Below are 18,139 nucleotides of genomic sequence, written 5' to 3'. Positions count from 1 at the left end.
GAGGGGATTAAGTCGTTTGTGCACAAACGACTTAATCCCCTCCGTCCCCTTTTTGCGATCGAAGGGGCGGCGGCACCGTTACAGTGCCGCCGCGGCACATCAACTGCGCGCGAACGCCAACAGGTCGGCGTTGAACTGCTCGGCGTGGGTGATGGTCAGGCCGTGCGGGGCACCGGCGTATACCTTCAGTTCGGCATTCTTGATGATCTGCGAGGAGAGCTTGGCCGAGGCATCGAACGGGACGATCTGGTCGTCATCACCGTGCACGACCAGTGCCGGCACGTCGATCTTCTTCAGGTCTTCGGTGTAATCCACTTCCGAGAATTCGTGCACGCAGTCGTACTGGCCCTTGACGCCACCGAGCATACCCTGCAGCCAGAACGCATCACGCATGCCCTGGGTGACCGTGTTGCCATCGCGGTTGGCGCCGAAGAACGGGGTGGTCAGGTCCTTGAAGAACTGCGAACGGTCGCCGCCGGTGCCCTTGCGGATGCCGTCGAAGACCTCCAGCGGGGTGCCGGCCGGGTTGCCGGCGGTCTTGAGCATCAGCGGCGGCACGGCGCCGACCAGCACCACCTTGGCCACGCGCGTGCTGCCGTGGCGGCCGATGTAGTGGGCCACTTCGCCGCCGCCGGTGGAATGGCCGACCAGGATCGCGTCCTTCAGGTCCAGCGCCTCGATCACTGCAGCCAGATCGTCGGCGTAGGTGTCCATGTTGTTGCCGTCCCAGGTCTGGCTGGAACGGCCGTGGCTGCGGCGGTCGTGGGCGATCACGCGGTAACCGTTCTGGCCCATGAACAGCATCTGCGGGTCCCAGGCATCGGACGACAGCGGCCAGCCGTGGGCGAACACGATCGGCTGGCCGTTGCCCCAATCCTTGTAGAAGATGCGGGCGCCGTCGGCGACGGTGACGAAGTTGCTCATTGCAGGTTCCTTGGCGGAAGGGAGGGAAGGCACCGGCAGGCTGCCGGTGCCTTCGGCAGTACAGCGCAGGTGCCGGCGACGGACTTGCACCGCTGTGCTGGATTGCAGAGGATGTGACGCATATCGCTCTGGCGGGACCCGAGTCGCGCGCCGAGGATGTCCGCAGCCCGCCTGTGGAATGCCCGGATGCCCGCCACGCGATGGTCCCTGCTGTTGTGCCTGCTGTTGCCGATGGCCGCGCCGGCTCAGACCAATGTCTACAAATGCGTGGATGGACCGCATCCGGTCTACCAGCAGACACCCTGCCAGGGCCGGGCGGCGTGGCGCTGGGATGTCCCGGCGGAGCAGTCATTGTCCCGTGGGGCGGTGGTTCCCGCAGTCACGCCATCGAAGCCGTCGCGTCGCCCGCGTCGTGCCGTCCGGGCGCAGGGCGCATTGATCACGATCAGTACGGATGCGGCGGCCTGCGAGCGTGTGCGCCGCCAGCGCGGACAGGCGCTGCTCAAACGTCGGCGGTTGGATTTCGTGCAGCGCCGGCAGCTGGATGATGCAGTCTACGACGCCTGCCAGTGAAGTTGTGCACTGAAGCGCCGAAAACAACAACGGCGCCCTGGGGCGCCGTCGTGTGCAATGCCGTGAGTGCAGCTCTCAGCGGCCGTCGCTGGTGGCGGCCGGTGCCGGCGAGGGCACGCTGTCCGGCTTGGGCAGGCTCAACTCCGGGTTGCCCTGTTCGGCCTGCAGGATCTGGATGCGGCGCTGCAGGGCGTCCAGCTGGCTGTTGGTGCTCTGCACATCGGTGCTGAGGCTGACTGCCTGCTGCTGGGCCTGCTGCAGGGCGGCGCTGACCTGCGCCGACTGTGCCTGCTGCTGTTCCATTTCCTGCTGCAGGGTGCGCAGGCGTTCTTCGTTGTAGGCCACCAGGCGCTCGGTGTAGCGCTTGCCGGCTTCCAGGCGGGTGGTGTCGATGTAGACCTGGGCCAGCTGCTCGGACTGCTGCGCGAAGGTGCGGTAGACACGTTCGGCGTTGTCCACCGCATCGGTCTTGATCACTCGCCAGAAGTTCTTCTCCTGGAACAGGGCGACGTAGTAGGTCAGGGTATTGGCGTTGAACAGCAGGCTGGCGCCGTAGTTGCCGTTGTAGGTGGTGCGCAACTCGGTCAGCTGGCGCGAATCCATCAACTGCTTGAGCTCGTCCACGGTATTGCGCACCACCGGCGCGCTGCGCGCCGGTTCGGCTGCAGCCTCGCGGTCGCCACGCGCGGCCATCGCCGCCGGTGCCACCAGCATCATGGCCACGGCCAGCACTGCTGCGTTGCGCGCGTGCCGGGCGAAGACCGCGCCCCCTGAAGTTTCTCGCATGTCTAGACCATCCACGGATGAGTGTGGGTTGAGATGAAGGTGGTTCCCCGCCGGGAGTCTAGCATGGGCGCGGGCGCCGCCAAGGGCGGCGGTCACGGCGCGATTTCAATAGACCAGCTGTGCCGCGCTGCACTGGATCGACTGCACGTTGACGTCGGTCCGGCCCAGTTCCAGGCCCAGCACGCTGGCCAGCAGGTTGGTCAGCAGAGTGCCGACACTGTTGAGCACCGGTCGCAGTGCGGCCAGGATCGGCTTCAGCACGGTGCACAGCAGGCCGCTGCAGCTGACGCTTCCGTCCGGGTTGGCGACGCCGCTGCCACTGGCGCCATCGAGGAAACCCGCCGGCGCGGTCTGGATGTACGACGCCAGGTTGTTGCGCACGCAGCCGTTGTAGTCGATCAGGTTGCCGAGCAGGCTGTCGCAGCGGTTGATCAGCAGGCCGCCGACCAGCGAGCCGAGCAGGCCATCGAGCAGGCCCAGGCCCTGGCCGGTGACGGTCGTCCTGTAACCGGTCCACACCGAACCGTCTTCCCAGCAGGTGGTCAGGCCCAGCAGGCAGGGCTTGGGGACGCCATTCTTCACCGTCCAGTTGCCCAGCGGGGCGAGGTTGCGTGCCGGATCGCCATCGCGCAGCAGCGGGATGACCTGGTCGACGTTGTAGCGTCCGCCAGTGGGAAAGGCCGCCTGCAGGTAACGATCGGCCAGCGCCTTGGCCGTGTCGTTGGCACTCATGCCCTGCTTGGGCGAGCTGAGCATGCCCGACAGCACCCGCAGCAGCTCGTTGACCAGGCTCGACACTGCGTCACCGATCGCGAGCGGATTGATCCGGGTCGAGCCGGTCTCGCCCGCAGCCAGGGTCAGGTTCTGTGAGCCGGTGAGGGCGGGCAGGGTGATCCTGTCGTTGATCAGCGGCTGGCCCAGCAGCTTCAACAGCTGTTCGTTCTGCAGCGTGGCGTCGCAGACATTGGCCTTGGAGAATCGCTGTGCGGGGTCGACGTTGCCGACGCAGGCACGCAGCACCGATGAATCGACCTGGATGGTGGCCTTGGGGGGACTGCCGCCGCACTGGATGCCGGTCAGGGTACCCATGCCGTTGGCCACGTCGACGTGCAGCGGCAGGTGCAGGCGCGTGCCGAGCAGGTTCAGCAGCGGCCCAAGCGCGAACAGGTTGTTGCTGTCCACGTCCACCATCAGCCGCACCTGCGCATTGTAGGCGCGGGTGCCGACGCCGCCGATGGCGATCGACGGCGGCTCGACCACGCCGCCCTGGATGTTGATGCCCAGCAGGTCCAGCCCCTTGATCGTCACGCCGTTGCCATCGTTGGCGATGGAGATGGCGGTGCTGATCAGGTTGAGCACGTTGATCTTCGATTCCAGTGCGCTGCCGACGGTGCCGTCGGGTGAGACAACTTCCGCGAACAGCCCGCCGCCGCCGGCCTGGCTGCCGAGCACGATGTTGAGCTTGTTGATGTCCAGCTGGGTGGCGACCAGGTCGGACAGGGCGCGCAGCTGCACGCCCACCGTCGAGTCACGGCCGACCACGGTGGCGGTGGCATCGACCAGTTGCGCCAGCGAGATCTTGTTGACCGACAGCAGGCGGTTGAAATCGGCCACGCTGAGGTTGGCGCTCACCGGGATGTTGAGTGCCTTCAGCAGGCCGGATGGGGTGACGTTGGCCTGCGCCAGACCGTCATAGGACAGCACCGTGGCATTGCTGACATCCAGGCCGACCAGGCGCAGGGTCGACAGCAGTACGGAATCGCCATTGGTGCGCAGCAGCTGCGAGCCCACCGCGAACACCGCCGTGGGCTCCGAGCGGCGGGCGACCGCCTGCACGCTGACGGTCGGCAGGCTGGTGTTCTGGCCGAAGAAGGGCAGCACGCTGCGCTCGGCGATCACCTGCACCGCATTGCGCGGGTTGCTGGCATCAACGCTGGTGACGAAACGGTTGCTGGTACCGCGGCTGGCACTCCAGTTGCCGCAGCGGACCTGCAAGGTGCCTGCGAACCTGTTCTGGGCCAGTGCGCTTTGCCGGGCGGCGCTGTTGTCGCTGTTGTCCGCGCTGCACAACTCCAGTCGCTGCGCGCCGGCCAGTGCGGCCAGATCGGCAACCTTCTGCGCATCGCGCTTGGCCCAGAACAGATAGCCGATCTCGATCAGGCCCAGCATCGCCAGCAAGGCCAGCATGACCAGCATCATGGTGACCGACATGCCGCCGCGTGCGCGGCCGAAACTGAACTGGCGTGGGCGTTTCATGGCCTACCTCAGCGTCCGGAGGAGGAGGCATCCTTGGACCGGGCAACATCGGTCTCAAAGAAGTCCGGAATCTCGTGTTCAAAGCTCTTCAGGTAACGCGCATAACTCAGGGTGGCCTGGTCACCCAGGATCGGCAGGCGCTGGCCGGCCTGCTGTCCCGACGCCTGCAGGCGGAACAGGTTGCGGGTGGCTTCGCCGCTCTGCAGGCGCGCACGCGGTGTTGCCGGCGGGGCACCGTCGGTTGCGGGGAGTGCCGGTGGCACCGCTGCCACCGCCGCGGATGCGGCGGGTGCGGCCAGCTCCACGGTGGGAAGCGGCTCGGCCTGCATCGGTGCTGCGGCCGGTGCCGACGGCAAGGGGCCACCTAGCATCTGTCCGGTCAATGGCTGTTGCTGGGCCTGCACGGCACCGGCAGCAAGCAGGCAGGACAGCACGGGCAACAGGCGTCGGGTCAGGCGCATCGCAGTCATGGTGTGCTTCCGGTCGGGTGTTCGGTGGTGCTGAAGCGTTCCAGCATCGACGGTGGCAGGCGCTGCGGATCGCGCTCGTCACGTGCTTCGCGGCGTGGTTCGGCTGCCAGCCGGGTGCTGCCCGACGCACGGGCGCCGTGTTCGCTGCTGGCCGCGGACGCAGGCGCAGGGGCGTTGACGGCGGCCGCCGCCTGCCGCTGCTGCAGGCGCGTGCGGATCTGCTGGGCCTGCTGCTGGATGCTGCGGCGCGTTTCGTCGTTGAGGTTGGCCTGTGCCGCCAGGCGCTCCGCGGTGGCCTGGTCGCCGCGCAGGAGCGCCCACAGTGCGAGATTGGCCGTGGCCTTGGCGTTGCCTGGCGACAGTTCCAGGGCCTTGGCCAGCGGCTCGCGCGCTTGGTCGAACTGGCCGGCGCGCAGCCGCGCATAACCCAGGTCGCCCAGGTAGTCGGTGTTCAAGGGCTGCAGTTGCGTGGCGCGCGCCAGCGCCTGTTCGCTGCCGGCGTCGTCATCGCGGCGTGCAGCGATCAGGCCCAGGCCGTGGGCGGCCGCAGCGGCCTGTGGCCCGCTGGACAGCTCGCGATACAGCGCTACCGCTGCGTCGCTCTGGCCAGTCTCGCGCAGGGCGTCGGCCTGCAGCAGGCGCAGGGCGGGGCGATCACCATAGCGTTGGCGGAAGGCCTCCACGTGGGCGAGCGAGGCATACCAGGCGCCCTGCTGCTGCATGCGCTCGATCAGCTCCAGATAGGTGTTGCGGCTGTCCTGCGGATCGGGCTCCGGCGGCGCAAGGCTGGGCGCCCGCACGTACTTCGGCGTGGTCGATGCGCAGCCACTGGCCAGGGTGGCGAGGGCGACGGCAAGCAGCAGGCAGGGGGTGCGCAGGGCAGGCATCAGGGCGATCCCATCTTGGACATGGCGGTGGCCAGCGCGACCAGCGCTGGACCGGCAAGCACCAGCATCAGTGCCGGCAACAGGGTCAGCATCATCACCACGGTCATCTTCACCGAGAGCTTGCCGACCTTTTCCTTCAACGTGTTGCGGCGCTGCTCGCGCAGGCGGATGCTGAACTGGCGCAGCGGTTCCTGCACGGCGCCGCCGTGCGCATGCACCTGCAGGATCAGCTGCATCAGGCTGGCCAGGTCGTCATCGGCGTAGACCTCGCTCAAGCGCCGCAGTGACTGCGCGCGGGTGCGGCCGTGGGTGTAGGCCACGTTGGCTTCCTGCAGTTCGCCGCCCAGTACCGGCAACGCATCGCGCAGCTTGTCGCCCAGCGTCTGCAGGCTCTGGTCCATGCTGAAGCCCACGCCCTGCAGCAGGCGCAGCAGGTCGATCAGCAAGGGCAGTTCGTTCTCGACCGCGCGGCGGCGGCGCTTGACCCACGACGACAGCACGAACTTGGGCAGCAGCAGCCCGGCCGCCAGCGCACCGATCACCACCATCACCCTGGCCAGACCGTGCGCGCTGCTGAACGCCAGCGCCAGCGCCAGCACCAGCAGCGCAAGCAACAGGCGCAGGCCGAGATAGATGGCGGTGCCGCGGCGCGTGTTCCAGCCGGCCAGGTCCAGCAGCAACCTGTCCTCGTTGGCCAGCAGCGCGGCCTCCAGGCGGCCACCACTGAGCGAGCGCCCGAAGCGCTCGAGCCAGCCCAGCGAGTCGCGGCGCGTGGCCTCGGTGTCGCGGGCTTCCTCGCGCGGCTGCAGGGCGGTCTTCAGCGCGGCCGAGGTGCGGTGCTCGCGATGGCTGCGCACCCAGCCGGCAATGCCGAGCAGGGCGACGCCCGCTGCCAGCACCAGCAGCGAAAGGGCGAACCAGGCGCTGGCGCTCATCGGGCACCTCCCGGGTAGCTGCGGGCGGTCATAGCGATTTGGCCAGGCGGTACAGCAGCAACGCCCCGAGCAGTTCCAGGCCCAGTGCGATCAGCAGGATCCTGTGGCCGAGCGGGTCATGCAGCACCGGCTGGAAGAACGCCGGGCTGGAGATCGCCATCAGCACCGCACTGGCCGGTGGCAGCAGCCCCAATACCCAGGCCGACATGCGGGTTTCCGAAGTGGTGGCGGCCAGCTCCTGCTGGGCCTGCTCCAGGTCGCGCATGAAATCACCCATGCGCTGCAGGATCTGGTCGGCGCGCCCGCCGATGCGCACGCTCACCCCGATCACCACTGCCAGCACCTTCAGCACGTCCATCCGGTACGGCTGTGCGGCCAGGCTCAATGCACGATCCAGCTCCATGCCGCTGCGCGCATAGCGCACCGTGGTGTCCAGCAGGCCGCGCAGTGGCGCGCTGGTCTGCATCGAAGACACCTGGAACGCGGCCTGCAGGCTGTTGCCCAGCGCGGTGAGGCGGACCAGGTTGTCGAGGAAGTCCGGCATCTGGTGCAGCAGCTGCGCGCGCAGTCTCGTGATCCGGCGCATCACCCACAGCCAGCAGCCCAGCAGGTACAGCAGAAGGGTCAGCGGAAACATCCAGGCCGTGCCCAGCCGCACCGCCGCCACGACCGCAAGCACCAGTCCCGGTACCAGCAGCATCAGTGGCAGCTTCCAGCCCGGCTGCAGGCCGGCGCGCTGCAGGACGCCATCCCAGGGTAATGCGCGGTTCCCACTGCTGGCGGGGCGGGCCGAATCGTTCGCCGCCGCAACGGCAGGCCCGGCCGGCACCGCACCGGCCGTGCTGCCGCGTGCCAGCTGCTGCTCGGTGTGCTGCAGCGAGGCCTGGCGCTGTTCACGGCTGCTGGCGGTACCCCACAGCCAGACGGCCAGCGCCAGCAGCACCGAGATGATGCTCAACACGCCCAGCAGCAGGCCGGTGCCCATGTTCAGAAGTCCCCGTAGAGTGATTCGCGCAGCTGCTGGCGGAACGGCTCCAGCTTGTGCGAATGCGGATGGAAGCCCAGGCCGATCCAGCGGTCGGTCTCGCGGCCGGTGCCATCGATCTGCACCTCGTGGCGGAACATCTCCTGGGTGGTGATCAGGTTGTCGCTGACCCCGGTGATCTCGGTGATCGAGACCAGCACCCGGCGCCCGCTGCCCAGTCGCGAGATCTGCACGATGAAATCAATGGCGCTGGCGATCTGCCGGCGCAGGCTGTCTTCGCTGCCCTGGAAGCCGGCAAACCCGGCCAGCATCTCGATGCGGTACAGGCAGTCGCGCGGCGTGTTGGCGTGGATGGTGGCCATCGATCCGTCGTGGCCGGTGTTCATCGCCTGCAGCATTTCCAGCACTTCAGCGCCGCGCACTTCGCCGACCACGATGCGGTCCGGGCGCATGCGCAGGCTGTTGCGCACCAGGTCGCGGATGCTGACCGCGCCCTGGCCCTCGGCGCCGCCGATGCGGCTCTCCAGGCGCACCACGTGCGGATGGTTCAGCGAAAGCTCGGCGGTGTCCTCCACGGTGATGACGCGCTCATCGGCCGGCACGTAGCTGGCCAGGGCATTGAGCAGCGAGGTCTTGCCCGAGCTGGTGCCGCCGGAGACCAGGATGTTGCAGCGCCCCAGCACCATCGCCTTCAGCAGTGCCTGCATCGGTGCGTCGAAGGTGCCCTTGGCGAGCAGTTCGTCGGGGGTGAACGGGTCCTTGCGGAACTTGCGGATGGACACCATCGGTCCGTCCACCGCCAGCGGCGAGATGATCGCGTTGAGGCGGCCACCGTTGGGCAGGCGCGCGTCGACCATCGGATTGGAATCATCCAGCCGGCGGCCGAGCGGGGCGAGGATGCGGCGCAGGATGCGCAGCAGGTGGGTATCATCGGTGAAGCGCTGGGTGGCGCGCTTGAGCTGTCCGCCCTGCGAAACGTGCACGTCCTTGAAGCCGTTGATCAGGATGTCTTCGATGGAGGGGTCGTGGAGCAGGTCGTCCAGCGGGCCGAAACCGGTCAGCTCCTTGACCAGTCCCTCGGCGACCACCTGCATCTCTTCTTCGTTGATCGGGATGCGCCATTCCTGGATGAAGCCCACGGTCTGCACCTGCACCCAGCGGGCGATGGTGTCCGGGGCCCAGGAATCGATGTCGATGCGCTCGTCCTCGATGCTGTTGAGCAGATGCTCATGCGCGGCCGACAGCACCTTCTGGTACTGCTCGGTCTGCGCGAACGGCAGGTGGCCCGGGGCAGATTCGGGCAGTACCGGGCGGGCAACGGCATGCGGGAACGGGGTTACCTTGTCTTCCATTGCGATCCACCCAGGGCAAGGGAGAGTCTTTCCCGCAGGCCATGCGGCTGGACCGGGCAGGCGGCCGGATCCAGGCGCGACACGAGCGGGGCGAGGGCACGCAGATAGGGGTCGCGCGGGGCATCCTGCAGCAGCAGGTGTCCCTGGCTGGCGGCCAGGCGCACGCGCGGTCGTTCGGGCAGCGTCGCCAGCAGCGGTACTTCGAAGCGGCGTGCGATCTGTTCCGGGCTCATGCCGCTGCTGTCATCGTGGCGGTTGATCACCAGTTGCAGGCGCTTCTCGCGCTCACGCTGGCCCGCCAGGTGCTTCAGGGCCTGGTCCAGAGAAACCAGCGTGGCGATCGAGGCATCGGTGACCAGCCAGATCTCGTCGGCCTGGTCCAGCAACAAGGGCGGAAGCTGCCGCAACGGGCAGCCGCCGGCATCGCACAGCACGCTGGCGAACACGCCGCGCAGGCGCTGCAGCAGCGCGCCAGGATCGGAGGGCGGAACGGCATCGCTGCCACTGGCACGATCCAGCAGCACCAGCCCGGAGTCATGGCGCGCCATGGCCGTGCGGGCGAGGGTGGCATCGATGCGGCTGGCATTGCGCAGCGCGTCTTCGTAGTGGAAGCGGCTGTCGAGATTGAGGTACAGCGCGAGGTCGCCGGAGGGCTGCGCCAGCTCCATCAGCAGGCCGTCCTGCTGCACGGCTTCGCCCTGGGCCAGGGCGCGCGTCTGCTGCGCCAGCACCGAAAGATGTGCGGCCAGGGTGCTGGTGCCGACGCCGGCGCGCACACCCAGCAGCACGATCAGGCGTGCCTTGTGTGCGTGCTGGGCAACCGCTGCCGGGCGCGGAGACAGGGCGCGCCGCAAGGCCGCCTCGATGCCTGCGTCGTCACTGTCCAGGTCCAGTACATCGCGCAGACCAGCGCGCAGCGCGATCACCACGCCTTCGACCTGGCCGGCGCTGGTGGCGCCCACGGCCACCAGGGGCAGGTCCGGTTGGGTCTGCTGCAGCTGCTGCGCCAGCACGCTCGAGGCGGCCGCATGCTCGGGCCGGAAGTCGAGCAGCACCAGGCTCTGCGGGCCGCGTTGCAGGTCCTGGGCGGAGGTGGGGGCGTTGCTGTCCTGCCAATGCAGGGCGGTGCTCGGCGGCAGCTTGGCGGCCAGCCGGGGCAGCAGTTCGCGGTCGATGCCGTACAGGACCAGGTTCATTGGCGGTCCTTGCGGATGCAGCGGCTGGGCGGTGGCGTAGGGCATGGGCGTGGTATCGCAGGCATCATGGAGTCAGCGCGAGAATCCGGGCACCGGGTCCTGGCTGACCGGACCCAGCAACCAGGAACCCCACTCGGGGAGATGCGGCCTGGCTTCGCGTTCGCCGGGCAGCGGCAGTTCGGTGTTGCGCGCCAGTGGCTGCACCAGGCGCGGGGTGACGATGATCACCAGCTCCTTGTCCTGGCGCTTGTAATCGAAGTTGCGGAAGAACGAGCCGATGATCGGCAGGTCGCCCAGCAGCGGAATCTTGCTGACGTTGGAGACGATGTTGGAGCTGACCAAGCCCCCGATGACGAAACTCTCGCCATCGCCCAGCTCGACGGTGGTGTCGGCGCGGCGGGTGGTGATCGAGGGAATCTGCACGTTGTTGAGCACAATGGCATTGCTGTAGTCCAGGTCGCTCGCTTCGGGCGCTACCTTCAGCGCGATGCGGTTCGCTGCCAGCACGGTCGGGGTCACGGTCAGGCCGATGCCGAACGGCTTGTAGGTGATGGTGGTAGTGCCAAGCCCCTGCGGTTCCAGGATCGGCAGTTCGCCACCGGCCAGGAAACTGGCGCTCTGCCCGGACAGCGCCACCAGCGTCGGCTCGGCCAGTACGCGGGCCATGCCATTGGCCTGCAGCAGTTCGACATCGGCGTTCCACAGCCCCTTGGTCGAGCCGAAAACAAGGCGGAATGCCGAGGAAATCGGCGAGACGGCCTCGTTGCTGCTGTTGCCTTCCTTCATGCCGGGCAGCAGGCCGGTGTTGCCCGGCAACCCGGTGCCGGGCCGCGCGAAGCCGTAGGCGAAGCCGCCGTTGCGGTTCTGGAAGTTGATGCCGATCTGCTTCATCGCGGTCTTGTTGAACTCGACCACCTTGACCTCGACCTGGACCACACCGCCGCTGCTGATGGTGGACGTATCGGCAAGCGCACCTTCCTTGCCCAGTGCCATCGCCGCCGTGCGTTGTTCCTGCATGTGCGAGAGCACGCTGTCAGTGCTTCCCTGCAAAAGGCCCTGCTGGTCCTGCTGGGTGAACACCAGATCGTTGCCGCCGGTGCTGGCCGCGCCCTGTACGGCGCTCTGCACCCGTACTGTCACCCGTTGCGGCTCGGCCTGCTTGCGGTGCCACAGCAGCAGGGTGGTGGTGCCGGGCATCCTGCCCACCAGCAGCGCCTGGCGCTGGCCGCGCAGCATCACGATGTCGGCAACGCCGGGGTCGGCAATGGCCACCCGTTCCAGGTCGGCCGGCAGGTTCCAGGGACGCTGCTCACGGGCCTGCAGCACCAGGTCATCGGCGGCCACGCTCGTTGCCGGTGCCAGCAGCACCAGCAGCAGGGCCAGCCACCGCTGGCGGGGAGAAAGGCGTGGACGGCGGCGACGTTCGGTCATGGATGCGCTCGATGCAGGTCAAAGGGAGCCACGGGGGGCGGAACTGTCGCCACGGATGATCTCGATACCCGAAGCGCGCGGGGCGCTGCGACGGGGCGCCGGCGCACGCGCGGGTGCATCCGCGTTGCTGCGTGGCGGGGCGCTGCCGCGGCCGGCCAGCGCGTCGCCGTCGATACCGGCGAAGGCGTGGTTCTCCGGGCGCTGCAGTGCCAGCTGCTGCTCTGCGTCGAGCCCACGCAGCGGATCGATCACGCCGCGCGACTGAGGGAACAGTGCGAGGTCGGGCAGGCCCGTATCAGCGGGATTGCGCAGCGCCAGGAACAGCTTGCCCTGCTGCGCACCCAGCAGCAGTCGATTGGCGTCCGCCACCGGTACCGCCAGCACCGCGCTGCGCGCGGGTTGCGGGGCTTCATTGCTGCTGTGGCTGCCGCCACTGCCGGTGATGTCGGCCGCGCGCGGGTCGTTGCGGGTGTCGGCCTCGCTATTGGAGGTGGCTTCCGAGGCGACCGGCGCGATGTCCTGCTGCCCATAGCTCAGCACGCGCAGGCGCGACAGCAGCAGGCGCGTCTGCGCGGCTTCGGCGGGGCTGTTGATGCCGGGCTGGGCATTGCGCAGGTTGAGGAAGACGTCGACGAAGTCACCGGGAAGGATGCGGTTGCCGGCACCAACCAGTTCGTCCACGGGCACGGCCAGTGCGCGCTCGCCCGGCCGCAGCTGCAGAGAGAAGCCCTGTGCCAATGCGCTGCTGCTGACCGGGCTGCCTTCGGCGATGTCCTGCACCGGCACCTTGCCGACCACGGCGGCGATGCCGGTGGCGGCACCGGCGACGGGGGAGGTGCGCTGGGCCAGGCGCAGGTCGTTGGCGCTGATCGGCTCGCCCGCGGGCAGGCGCGCCACGGCTTCCACCACCGTGATGGCCTGCACTTCGTTGTGCGCGATCGGCGCGGCCGTGACCGGTGCGGCCGGTTTGCGCCCGATCATGAAGGCGATCAGCGCCAGCAGCACGGCCAGGCCGATCAGGGCGACGGCAGCGATGCGGGTCAACTTGAGCATGGAACCGTCTCCAAAATACCGGTCATCAGTTGCCGCTGCCGAGATCGAGCTGGGCGACCGCGACGCTGCGGATGGGAGCCTGCATCACCCACTTGTAGAGCGTGGCGGTGCCGGGCAGGAAGGGATGGCTGGCGTAGTCGTAGCTGACTGTCACGGTCATGCACTGGGCCGTGGCCAGGCCGGCGCAGGGCGCCTGCGCGGACACCACGATGGCATTGCTGCCCCCCGCGCTGCAGTCCACGTTCTGCTTGGAGAACTGCAGCAGCCATTGCATCGAGGTGCGTGCGGCGACGCAGGCGGCGGTGCGCCGTTCGCCGGCGGTGCCGTAGCGCAGCGAGGCGCGCGCACCTTCGGCCGAGGCGGTGGCCAGGGTCTGCTGCGCTGCCATGATCATCACCCCGGAGAAGGTGAACAGCAGCAGCGGCAACAGGCCGAGCATCAGCATCAGGGCGAACTCGATGCTGGCGACGCCGCGTTGCCGGCGCGGGCTGCGGATGTTCATGGTGCACCTCCGTAGATGCTTGCCAGCACCCAGCCGATGGCGGCGAGTGCGAGGTAGGCGGCATAGGGAATGCCACGTCGTCCCTGGCGTGCGGCCTGCATGTCGCGCAGGGCCGGATGCGCGTGCCACTGCGTGCTGGTGCGATTCACCTGCATCTGCAGGTGGCCGGGCAGCAACACGCCCAGGCGCCGGCCCGCCAGCACCAGCACGGCGTGCAACCCGGCGGCGAGGCTGGCGACCAGCCAGACCGGCAGCAGCGCCTGCCAGCCCAGCATCAGCCCCAGCACGGCAAAGAACTTCACGTCGCCGGCGCCCATCCAGCGCAGGGCATAGAACGGCAGCAGCGCCAACAGGCCGAGCGCCGCGCCGGCAACGTGGGGCAGCCACGGCTGGCGCGGCGCACTGAACTGGCCGAAGACGATCACCACGGTGGCGATCACGCAAGCGGCGATCAGCCAGGCGTTGGGCACCCGACGGGCATACAGATCACTGATCGCGATCCGCAGGCATACGCCGATGGCCAACAATCCCAGCAGTGTCATCGCACACTCCGTCGTCCGTCACTGGACGGTCTTCGCCTGGTTCCATGCGCCTCACCGTCGCGGCTCTGCCGGCCGCGCGCGGTCGCCGCTCAGGTCGTCGAGCCCGACGCCTTGGTGGCAAGTGCGGAGAGGTTCTTGAACAGCGTTTCGAAGAACCCCTTGATCTGGTCGTTGCCGACCGCGATCAGGACACCAGCGATGACGGCAGCCAGCAGCCCGTACTCGAGCGCGGTGACACCGTCTTCTTCCTTCAGGAATTTGCGGATCGATGCGTTCATGACCAATGTCTCCCTCTACCTGTCTGCGGATGCAGTACACCTGCGTTGGGCGGTGGCCCGGCTCCGCCGGGATCGTCCGTGGGCCTCCGCGCGTCCTGGCGGAGGAGGCACGGCGGGATGGGCCCGCTGTGCTCAAGCAGGGTGATCGTCTCCAGGCAGGCCGCCAGCCGCACGGTCGCGACCGCTCGGCCCGGGGCCGGTGGTCGAGGCATCCAATGATGCGTGCGTGGTCATGCTGTCCCCCTGGGTGCGGCCGGATCAGTTGGCCGGATCACCGTGCTATCGACTTTGCCTGAATGGAAGTTGGCTGCAACAGGAACCTATATGCAAATTCGGCAGAAACCCCGCGATGCTGAAACTTTCAGGCCGTTTCTGTGACGAGAATCCGTTCGAAGGCAAAACGATTCATGGTCGTGCAGATTATGTGATTTCCATTTTCCGGCGCATGCGAGGACCATGCCAATGGCGCCGACATTTTCTTCATCTGTGTATCTTTTTTCTTCATTGCAGCCCGCGGGTTTACCTTCGCCGATTATCGGGCATACTCGCATTCAAGCTGTTGCATTTCCATGGTTGGCCGCATCGGAGCCGATGCGGCCTGCACGACAACGGAAGTGGTTTCTGGATCGCTGCGCGCCCTGTCAGGCAGTGGGGGCCGCATCGCATGGCGGATCAACGGGGGACAACACTGTCATGGTCGATGGTGGGGTAGGAGACAGCGGCGACAGCGGCCTGCGGTCGATAGACCTGGCCACGCTGAGCGGCGTGCTTCGTGTCTGTGATGTCGAACTGCTGCTGCTCGATGGCAATGGGCCACGTGCGGCATTCGCTTCGCGCGTGCACGAGGAAGCCCTGTTCTGCAGCATCAGCTGCGGTTTCCACTGCCGCGGCCGTTTCATGCTGCCGCCGGACTGGGCGATGCTCGGGTACCTGCACGCCACCGATGAGACGCTGAGCTGGTGCCATGGCGTACCGCTCACGCCGGGGATGGCGTTGACGATCATGCCGGAAGGCATCAGTGAGTTCACCCTGAGCCCAGGCACGCACATGACCCTGATGCTGCTGCCGGTGGCACGGGTGCAGCGCAAGCTGACCGAACTGAGCCTGCGCAGCACGCCTCCCGCTGGCCAGGCACTGTCACTGTTCAATCTGGCCAGCGAAGGCACGCCGTTGGCACGCCACTACCAGCAGCTGCACCTGCAGCTGGGGCAGGGTGCAGGCCTGCAGCCGGAAGAAACTGAAACCCTGCTGCACGAGCATGTGCAGGCCCTTCTGGGTGCCGGTGCGGCGGATCGCCCGGGTTGCAGCCGTGCACGGCGTACGCATTATCTGATCGCACAGCGGGCAGAGAACTTCATGCGGCTCAACCTGCGCCGCAATATCTACATGAATGAAATCTGCGATGCGGCTGGGGTCAGCGAGCGCGGCCTGCGTTATGCGTTCGAGGACCTGTTTGGAACCTCGCCCAACCGGTATCTCTCCATGCTGCGCCTGTGCGCGGCCTGCCGCAGCCTGTCGATGGCCGATTCCAGCCGTCGCTCGGTGAAAGCCATCGCCCTCAGCTGCGGCCTGTGGGATCTTTCGCGCTTCGCCGACAATTACCGCAAGGTATTCGGCGAACTGCCGCGCGATACCCTGATGCGCGCGCCCGCGCAGATCGGCCAACCGGCCTGAGCCAAGCCCCGCAAGGGTTTTCGCGGCATTCGTGCCGGAATTGCACATCCGCTTGCCGATCATGTTGCCGCTTCTGCATAAACGGCTGCCGATTCCGGCCGTGGATTTGCCGGAATGCGCGATTGCCGTGCCGGATTGAAGTGCGCCGCCACCGTTGCAACCGCTGAAATGTCAGTCACCTGCCTAACGGCAAGTCCACTGACATTCCAGTTGTTCGCCTACGGGGGAAATGCTCATGAACCGCATCTACCGGCGTGTATGGAACCGCCAGCTCAATGCTCTGGTTGTGGCCTCGGAACTGGCCACCGGCGACAGCGGCGGCGGTGCCGCACGCGATCCGCGCGCCTTCCTGCTGATGCCCACCGCGCTGGCCCTGGCACTGCTGTGCGCGCTGGCCAGCGGCCACGCAGGGGCATCGGAAACCAATCAGTCGCTGCGCGACCTGCAAGCGCTTGCGGCGAAGTATGCGCAGCCGATGCCGGTCAAGGTCGACGCGGAAGTGGCCTTGGCTGCCGCCGCGCGACAGGCGCAGAGCAGCCCTGCGATCAGTGCGGACGCTCGCCTGGGCCTGCAGTTGAACACCACATCGCTGCCGGTGGTGCGTGACGTATTGCCGGCCGCCGTGCAGGTGAAGCTGGCAGCGAACACCACGCCGAAGCAGGTGGCCGTGCCGGCGCTGGCGGCCGATGTACGCGCCACTGTCGGCCTGGGCAACACTGCGATCAAGGCGGCACAGGTGGATGCATCGCTGGCAGCGCACGTTGCGCCGGGCGCGCAGGCGCCGCTGGGCGTGGCTGCCGATGCGCGCGCCAGGGCCAAGGTCGGCATCGCTGGCCATCAGGTCGCTTCGATCGATTCGGGTGCCCAGGCGGCAGCGGGCCTCAGCGGTTCGTCCCTGAAGGCCTCTGTCGACGGCGACACCGACGCGCATCTGGCGGTGGCTGGCCATCACATCGTGGGGCAGGGCCAGGCCCGGGCGACGGCGGCGGTCACGCTGCCGGCCAAGGAGGAACTGCCGGGTGACACGCATGATCGCGCCATCAGTGCCGCGTTCGATGCCGGCGCCGCGGGCAAGGTGCGCGTGCAGGCGCCGGACGGCCAGGAAGTAGTCGCCGATCGCAACCTGAAGCTGGCCGGGCAGGCAACCGTAGCCGCGCAGCACAGCGCGCTGGGCGTCGGCGGTCTGGTGGGCGGAGCAGTGGATGCTGTCGGCGGGACGCTTCACGGTGCCGCGGGTGCGGTCGGTAGCACGGTGGGTGGTGCGCTGAACGGCACCGTTGGCACGGTTGGCGGTGCAGTGGGCGGCGCTCTGAACGGTACTGTCGGAACAGTCGGTGGCGCAGTGGGCGGTGCACTCAACGGCACAGTCGGCGCGGTCGGCGGTGCAGTGGGTGGCACGCTCAACAACGCGGTGGGCGCAGTCGGTGGTGCAGTTGGCGGTGCACTGAACGGCACGGTAGGCACGGTCGGTGGCGCAGTGGGCGGCGCTCTGAACGGTACTGTCGGAACAGTCGGTGGCGCAGTGGGCGGTGCACTCAACGGCACAGTCGGCGCGGTCGGCGGTGCAGTGGGCGGCACGCTCAACAACACAGTCGGCGTGGTCGGTGGTGCAGTTGGCGGTGCACTGAACGGCACGGCAGGCACAGTTGGCGGCACCGTGAGCGGCGCGCTCAACAACACGGTCGGTGCGGTCGGCGGCACCGTGGGTGGCGCTCTGAACGGCACCGTTGGCCAGGTCGGCAGCGCAGTGGGCGGTACGCTCAACAACACGGTCGGCGCAGTCGGTGGTGCAGTTGGCGGTGCTCTGAACGGCACGGTCGGCACAGTTGGCGGCGCACTGAACGGCACCGTCGGTACCGTCGGCGGTGCGGTGGGTGGAGCTCTGAACGGCACCGTTGGCCAGGTCGGCGGCGCAGTGGGTGGCACGCTCGACAACACGGTCGGCGCAGTCGGTGGTGCAGTTGGCGGTGCTCTGAACGGTACTGTCGGCACTGTTGGCAGTGCATTGGGCGGCGCGCTCAACGGCGCGGTTGGCCAGGTCGGCGGCGCCGTGGGTGGCGCTCTGAACGGGACTGTCGGTACGGTCGGCGGTGCAGTGGGCGGCACGCTCAACAACACGGTAGGCGCAGTCGGTGGCGCTCTGAACGGCACTGTCGGTACCGTCGGCAGTGCGGTGGGTGGCGCACTGAACGGCACGGTTGGCCAGGTCGGCGGTGCAGTGGGCGGCACGCTCAACAACACGGTGGGCGCAGTCGGTGGCGCATTGAACGGTACCGTCGGCAGTGCGGTGGGTGG

17 protein-coding genes are annotated in these 18,139 nt (G+C 67.9%); 3 read left to right on the top strand and 14 right to left on the bottom strand.

The features are described from left to right. Window positions 1-99: 99 nt before the first annotated feature. On the bottom strand, window positions 100-924 hold the full coding sequence (locus AC5P8R_RS19020; protein WP_014647467.1) for an alpha/beta fold hydrolase: 825 nt from the start codon (window positions 922-924) through the stop codon (window positions 100-102). A 186-nt stretch (window positions 925-1,110) separates the two neighbouring features. On the opposite strand from AC5P8R_RS19020, the gene AC5P8R_RS19015 reads away from it, so the two are divergent. Then, window positions 1,111-1,497 (top strand): hypothetical protein, encoded by a 387-nt coding sequence (locus AC5P8R_RS19015; protein WP_014647466.1) that lies wholly within the window; start codon window positions 1,111-1,113, stop codon window positions 1,495-1,497. Between the two features lie 75 nt (window positions 1,498-1,572). On the opposite strand, the gene AC5P8R_RS19010 is transcribed toward AC5P8R_RS19015, so the two are convergent. From AC5P8R_RS19010 to AC5P8R_RS18950, 13 genes are all read right to left on the bottom strand, one after another. Next, the gene (locus AC5P8R_RS19010; protein WP_014647465.1) at window positions 1,573-2,283 is read right to left on the bottom strand and encodes a DUF2968 domain-containing protein; all 711 of its coding nucleotides are present in this window, start codon (window positions 2,281-2,283) and stop codon (window positions 1,573-1,575) included. Window positions 2,284-2,388: 105 nt separating this feature from the next. Further along, on the bottom strand, window positions 2,389-4,539 hold the full coding sequence (locus AC5P8R_RS19005) for a TadG family pilus assembly protein (protein ID WP_075077223.1): 2,151 nt from the start codon (window positions 4,537-4,539) through the stop codon (window positions 2,389-2,391). A gap of 8 nt (window positions 4,540-4,547) precedes the next feature. Beyond that, window positions 4,548-5,009: a DUF3613 domain-containing protein gene (locus tag AC5P8R_RS19000; protein WP_049440896.1), complete on the bottom strand. Its 462-nt coding sequence runs from the start codon at window positions 5,007-5,009 to the stop codon at window positions 4,548-4,550. Next, window positions 5,006-5,896, bottom strand: a complete 891-nt coding sequence (locus tag AC5P8R_RS18995) for a tetratricopeptide repeat protein (RefSeq protein ID WP_032962555.1) — start codon at window positions 5,894-5,896, stop codon at window positions 5,006-5,008. Before AC5P8R_RS18995 ends, AC5P8R_RS19000 begins: the two co-directional genes overlap by 4 nt. Continuing rightward, window positions 5,896-6,831: a type II secretion system F family protein gene (locus tag AC5P8R_RS18990; RefSeq protein WP_495223732.1), complete on the bottom strand. Its 936-nt coding sequence runs from the start codon at window positions 6,829-6,831 to the stop codon at window positions 5,896-5,898. Before AC5P8R_RS18990 ends, AC5P8R_RS18995 begins: the two co-directional genes overlap by 1 nt. Before the next feature lie 28 nt (window positions 6,832-6,859). Beyond that, on the bottom strand, window positions 6,860-7,816 hold the full coding sequence (locus tag AC5P8R_RS18985; protein ID WP_495223731.1) for a type II secretion system F family protein: 957 nt from the start codon (window positions 7,814-7,816) through the stop codon (window positions 6,860-6,862). A 2-nt stretch (window positions 7,817-7,818) separates the two neighbouring features. Beyond that, window positions 7,819-9,168 (bottom strand): TadA family conjugal transfer-associated ATPase, encoded by a 1,350-nt coding sequence (locus tag AC5P8R_RS18980; protein WP_014647459.1) that lies wholly within the window; start codon window positions 9,166-9,168, stop codon window positions 7,819-7,821. Next, the gene (locus AC5P8R_RS18975; protein WP_041863560.1) at window positions 9,153-10,409 is read right to left on the bottom strand and encodes a CpaE/TadZ family protein; all 1,257 of its coding nucleotides are present in this window, start codon (window positions 10,407-10,409) and stop codon (window positions 9,153-9,155) included. The genes AC5P8R_RS18980 and AC5P8R_RS18975 overlap by 16 nt, the downstream gene beginning before the upstream one ends. A 27-nt stretch (window positions 10,410-10,436) precedes the next feature. Beyond that, window positions 10,437-11,795: a type II and III secretion system protein family protein gene (locus tag AC5P8R_RS18970; RefSeq protein WP_032962552.1), complete on the bottom strand. Its 1,359-nt coding sequence runs from the start codon at window positions 11,793-11,795 to the stop codon at window positions 10,437-10,439. A gap of 18 nt (window positions 11,796-11,813) precedes the next feature. Next, entirely contained in the window at window positions 11,814-12,848 is a 1,035-nt protein-coding gene (gene cpaB / locus AC5P8R_RS18965) for a Flp pilus assembly protein CpaB (protein ID WP_495223730.1), read from the bottom strand. Between the two features lie 25 nt (window positions 12,849-12,873). Then, on the bottom strand, window positions 12,874-13,350 hold the full coding sequence (locus AC5P8R_RS18960) for a TadE/TadG family type IV pilus assembly protein (protein ID WP_032962550.1): 477 nt from the start codon (window positions 13,348-13,350) through the stop codon (window positions 12,874-12,876). Beyond that, window positions 13,347-13,892, bottom strand: coding sequence for an A24 family peptidase (locus AC5P8R_RS18955; protein ID WP_046431106.1), 546 nt, complete (start codon window positions 13,890-13,892; stop codon window positions 13,347-13,349). The genes AC5P8R_RS18960 and AC5P8R_RS18955 overlap by 4 nt, the downstream gene beginning before the upstream one ends. Before the next feature lie 89 nt (window positions 13,893-13,981). Continuing rightward, window positions 13,982-14,170: a Flp family type IVb pilin gene (locus tag AC5P8R_RS18950; RefSeq protein ID WP_005416979.1), complete on the bottom strand. Its 189-nt coding sequence runs from the start codon at window positions 14,168-14,170 to the stop codon at window positions 13,982-13,984. Window positions 14,171-14,863: 693 nt separating this feature from the next. Between AC5P8R_RS18950 and AC5P8R_RS18945 the strand changes: the two genes are divergently transcribed. Next, a complete protein-coding gene (locus AC5P8R_RS18945; protein WP_032962548.1) occupies window positions 14,864-15,844 on the top strand; it encodes an AraC family transcriptional regulator in 981 nt (326 codons plus the stop codon). 235 nt (window positions 15,845-16,079) lie between these two features. Further along, window positions 16,080-18,139, top strand: a 2,060-nt coding sequence (locus AC5P8R_RS18940) for an ESPR domain-containing protein (protein ID WP_495223729.1), incomplete at its 3' end; no start/stop codon positions are given.

Source organism: Stenotrophomonas sp. YJH_SMC_73 (assembly GCF_059370155.1).
The sequence above is the reverse complement of the archived record's forward strand: the minus strand, read 5'-3'. Positions and strand labels throughout refer to the sequence as shown.

Excerpts from the sequence above, each read along its gene's own strand:
- AC5P8R_RS18955 (WP_046431106.1), bottom strand. The coding sequence starts at position 13,892 with ATGACACTGCTGGGATTGTTGGCCATCGGCGTATGCCTGCGGATCGCG.
- AC5P8R_RS19010 (WP_014647465.1), bottom strand. The coding sequence starts at position 2,283 with ATGCGAGAAACTTCAGGGGGCGCGGTCTTCGCCCGGCACGCGCGCAAC.
- AC5P8R_RS18995 (WP_032962555.1), bottom strand. The coding sequence starts at position 5,896 with ATGCCTGCCCTGCGCACCCCCTGCCTGCTGCTTGCCGTCGCCCTCGCC.
- AC5P8R_RS18970 (WP_032962552.1), bottom strand. The coding sequence starts at position 11,795 with ATGACCGAACGTCGCCGCCGTCCACGCCTTTCTCCCCGCCAGCGGTGG.
- AC5P8R_RS19015 (WP_014647466.1), top strand. The coding sequence starts at position 1,111 with ATGCCCGCCACGCGATGGTCCCTGCTGTTGTGCCTGCTGTTGCCGATG.
- AC5P8R_RS19000 (WP_049440896.1), bottom strand. The coding sequence starts at position 5,009 with ATGACTGCGATGCGCCTGACCCGACGCCTGTTGCCCGTGCTGTCCTGC.
- AC5P8R_RS19020 (WP_014647467.1), bottom strand. The coding sequence starts at position 924 with ATGAGCAACTTCGTCACCGTCGCCGACGGCGCCCGCATCTTCTACAAG.
- cpaB (WP_495223730.1), bottom strand. The coding sequence starts at position 12,848 with ATGCTCAAGTTGACCCGCATCGCTGCCGTCGCCCTGATCGGCCTGGCC.
- AC5P8R_RS18990 (WP_495223732.1), bottom strand. The coding sequence starts at position 6,831 with ATGAGCGCCAGCGCCTGGTTCGCCCTTTCGCTGCTGGTGCTGGCAGCG.
- AC5P8R_RS18945 (WP_032962548.1), top strand. The coding sequence starts at position 14,864 with ATGGTCGATGGTGGGGTAGGAGACAGCGGCGACAGCGGCCTGCGGTCG.
- AC5P8R_RS19005 (WP_075077223.1), bottom strand. The coding sequence starts at position 4,539 with ATGAAACGCCCACGCCAGTTCAGTTTCGGCCGCGCACGCGGCGGCATG.
- AC5P8R_RS18950 (WP_005416979.1), bottom strand. The coding sequence starts at position 14,170 with ATGAACGCATCGATCCGCAAATTCCTGAAGGAAGAAGACGGTGTCACC.
- AC5P8R_RS18975 (WP_041863560.1), bottom strand. The coding sequence starts at position 10,409 with ATGCCCTACGCCACCGCCCAGCCGCTGCATCCGCAAGGACCGCCAATG.
- AC5P8R_RS18980 (WP_014647459.1), bottom strand. The coding sequence starts at position 9,168 with ATGGAAGACAAGGTAACCCCGTTCCCGCATGCCGTTGCCCGCCCGGTA.
- AC5P8R_RS18985 (WP_495223731.1), bottom strand. The coding sequence starts at position 7,816 with ATGGGCACCGGCCTGCTGCTGGGCGTGTTGAGCATCATCTCGGTGCTG.
- AC5P8R_RS18960 (WP_032962550.1), bottom strand. The coding sequence starts at position 13,350 with ATGAACATCCGCAGCCCGCGCCGGCAACGCGGCGTCGCCAGCATCGAG.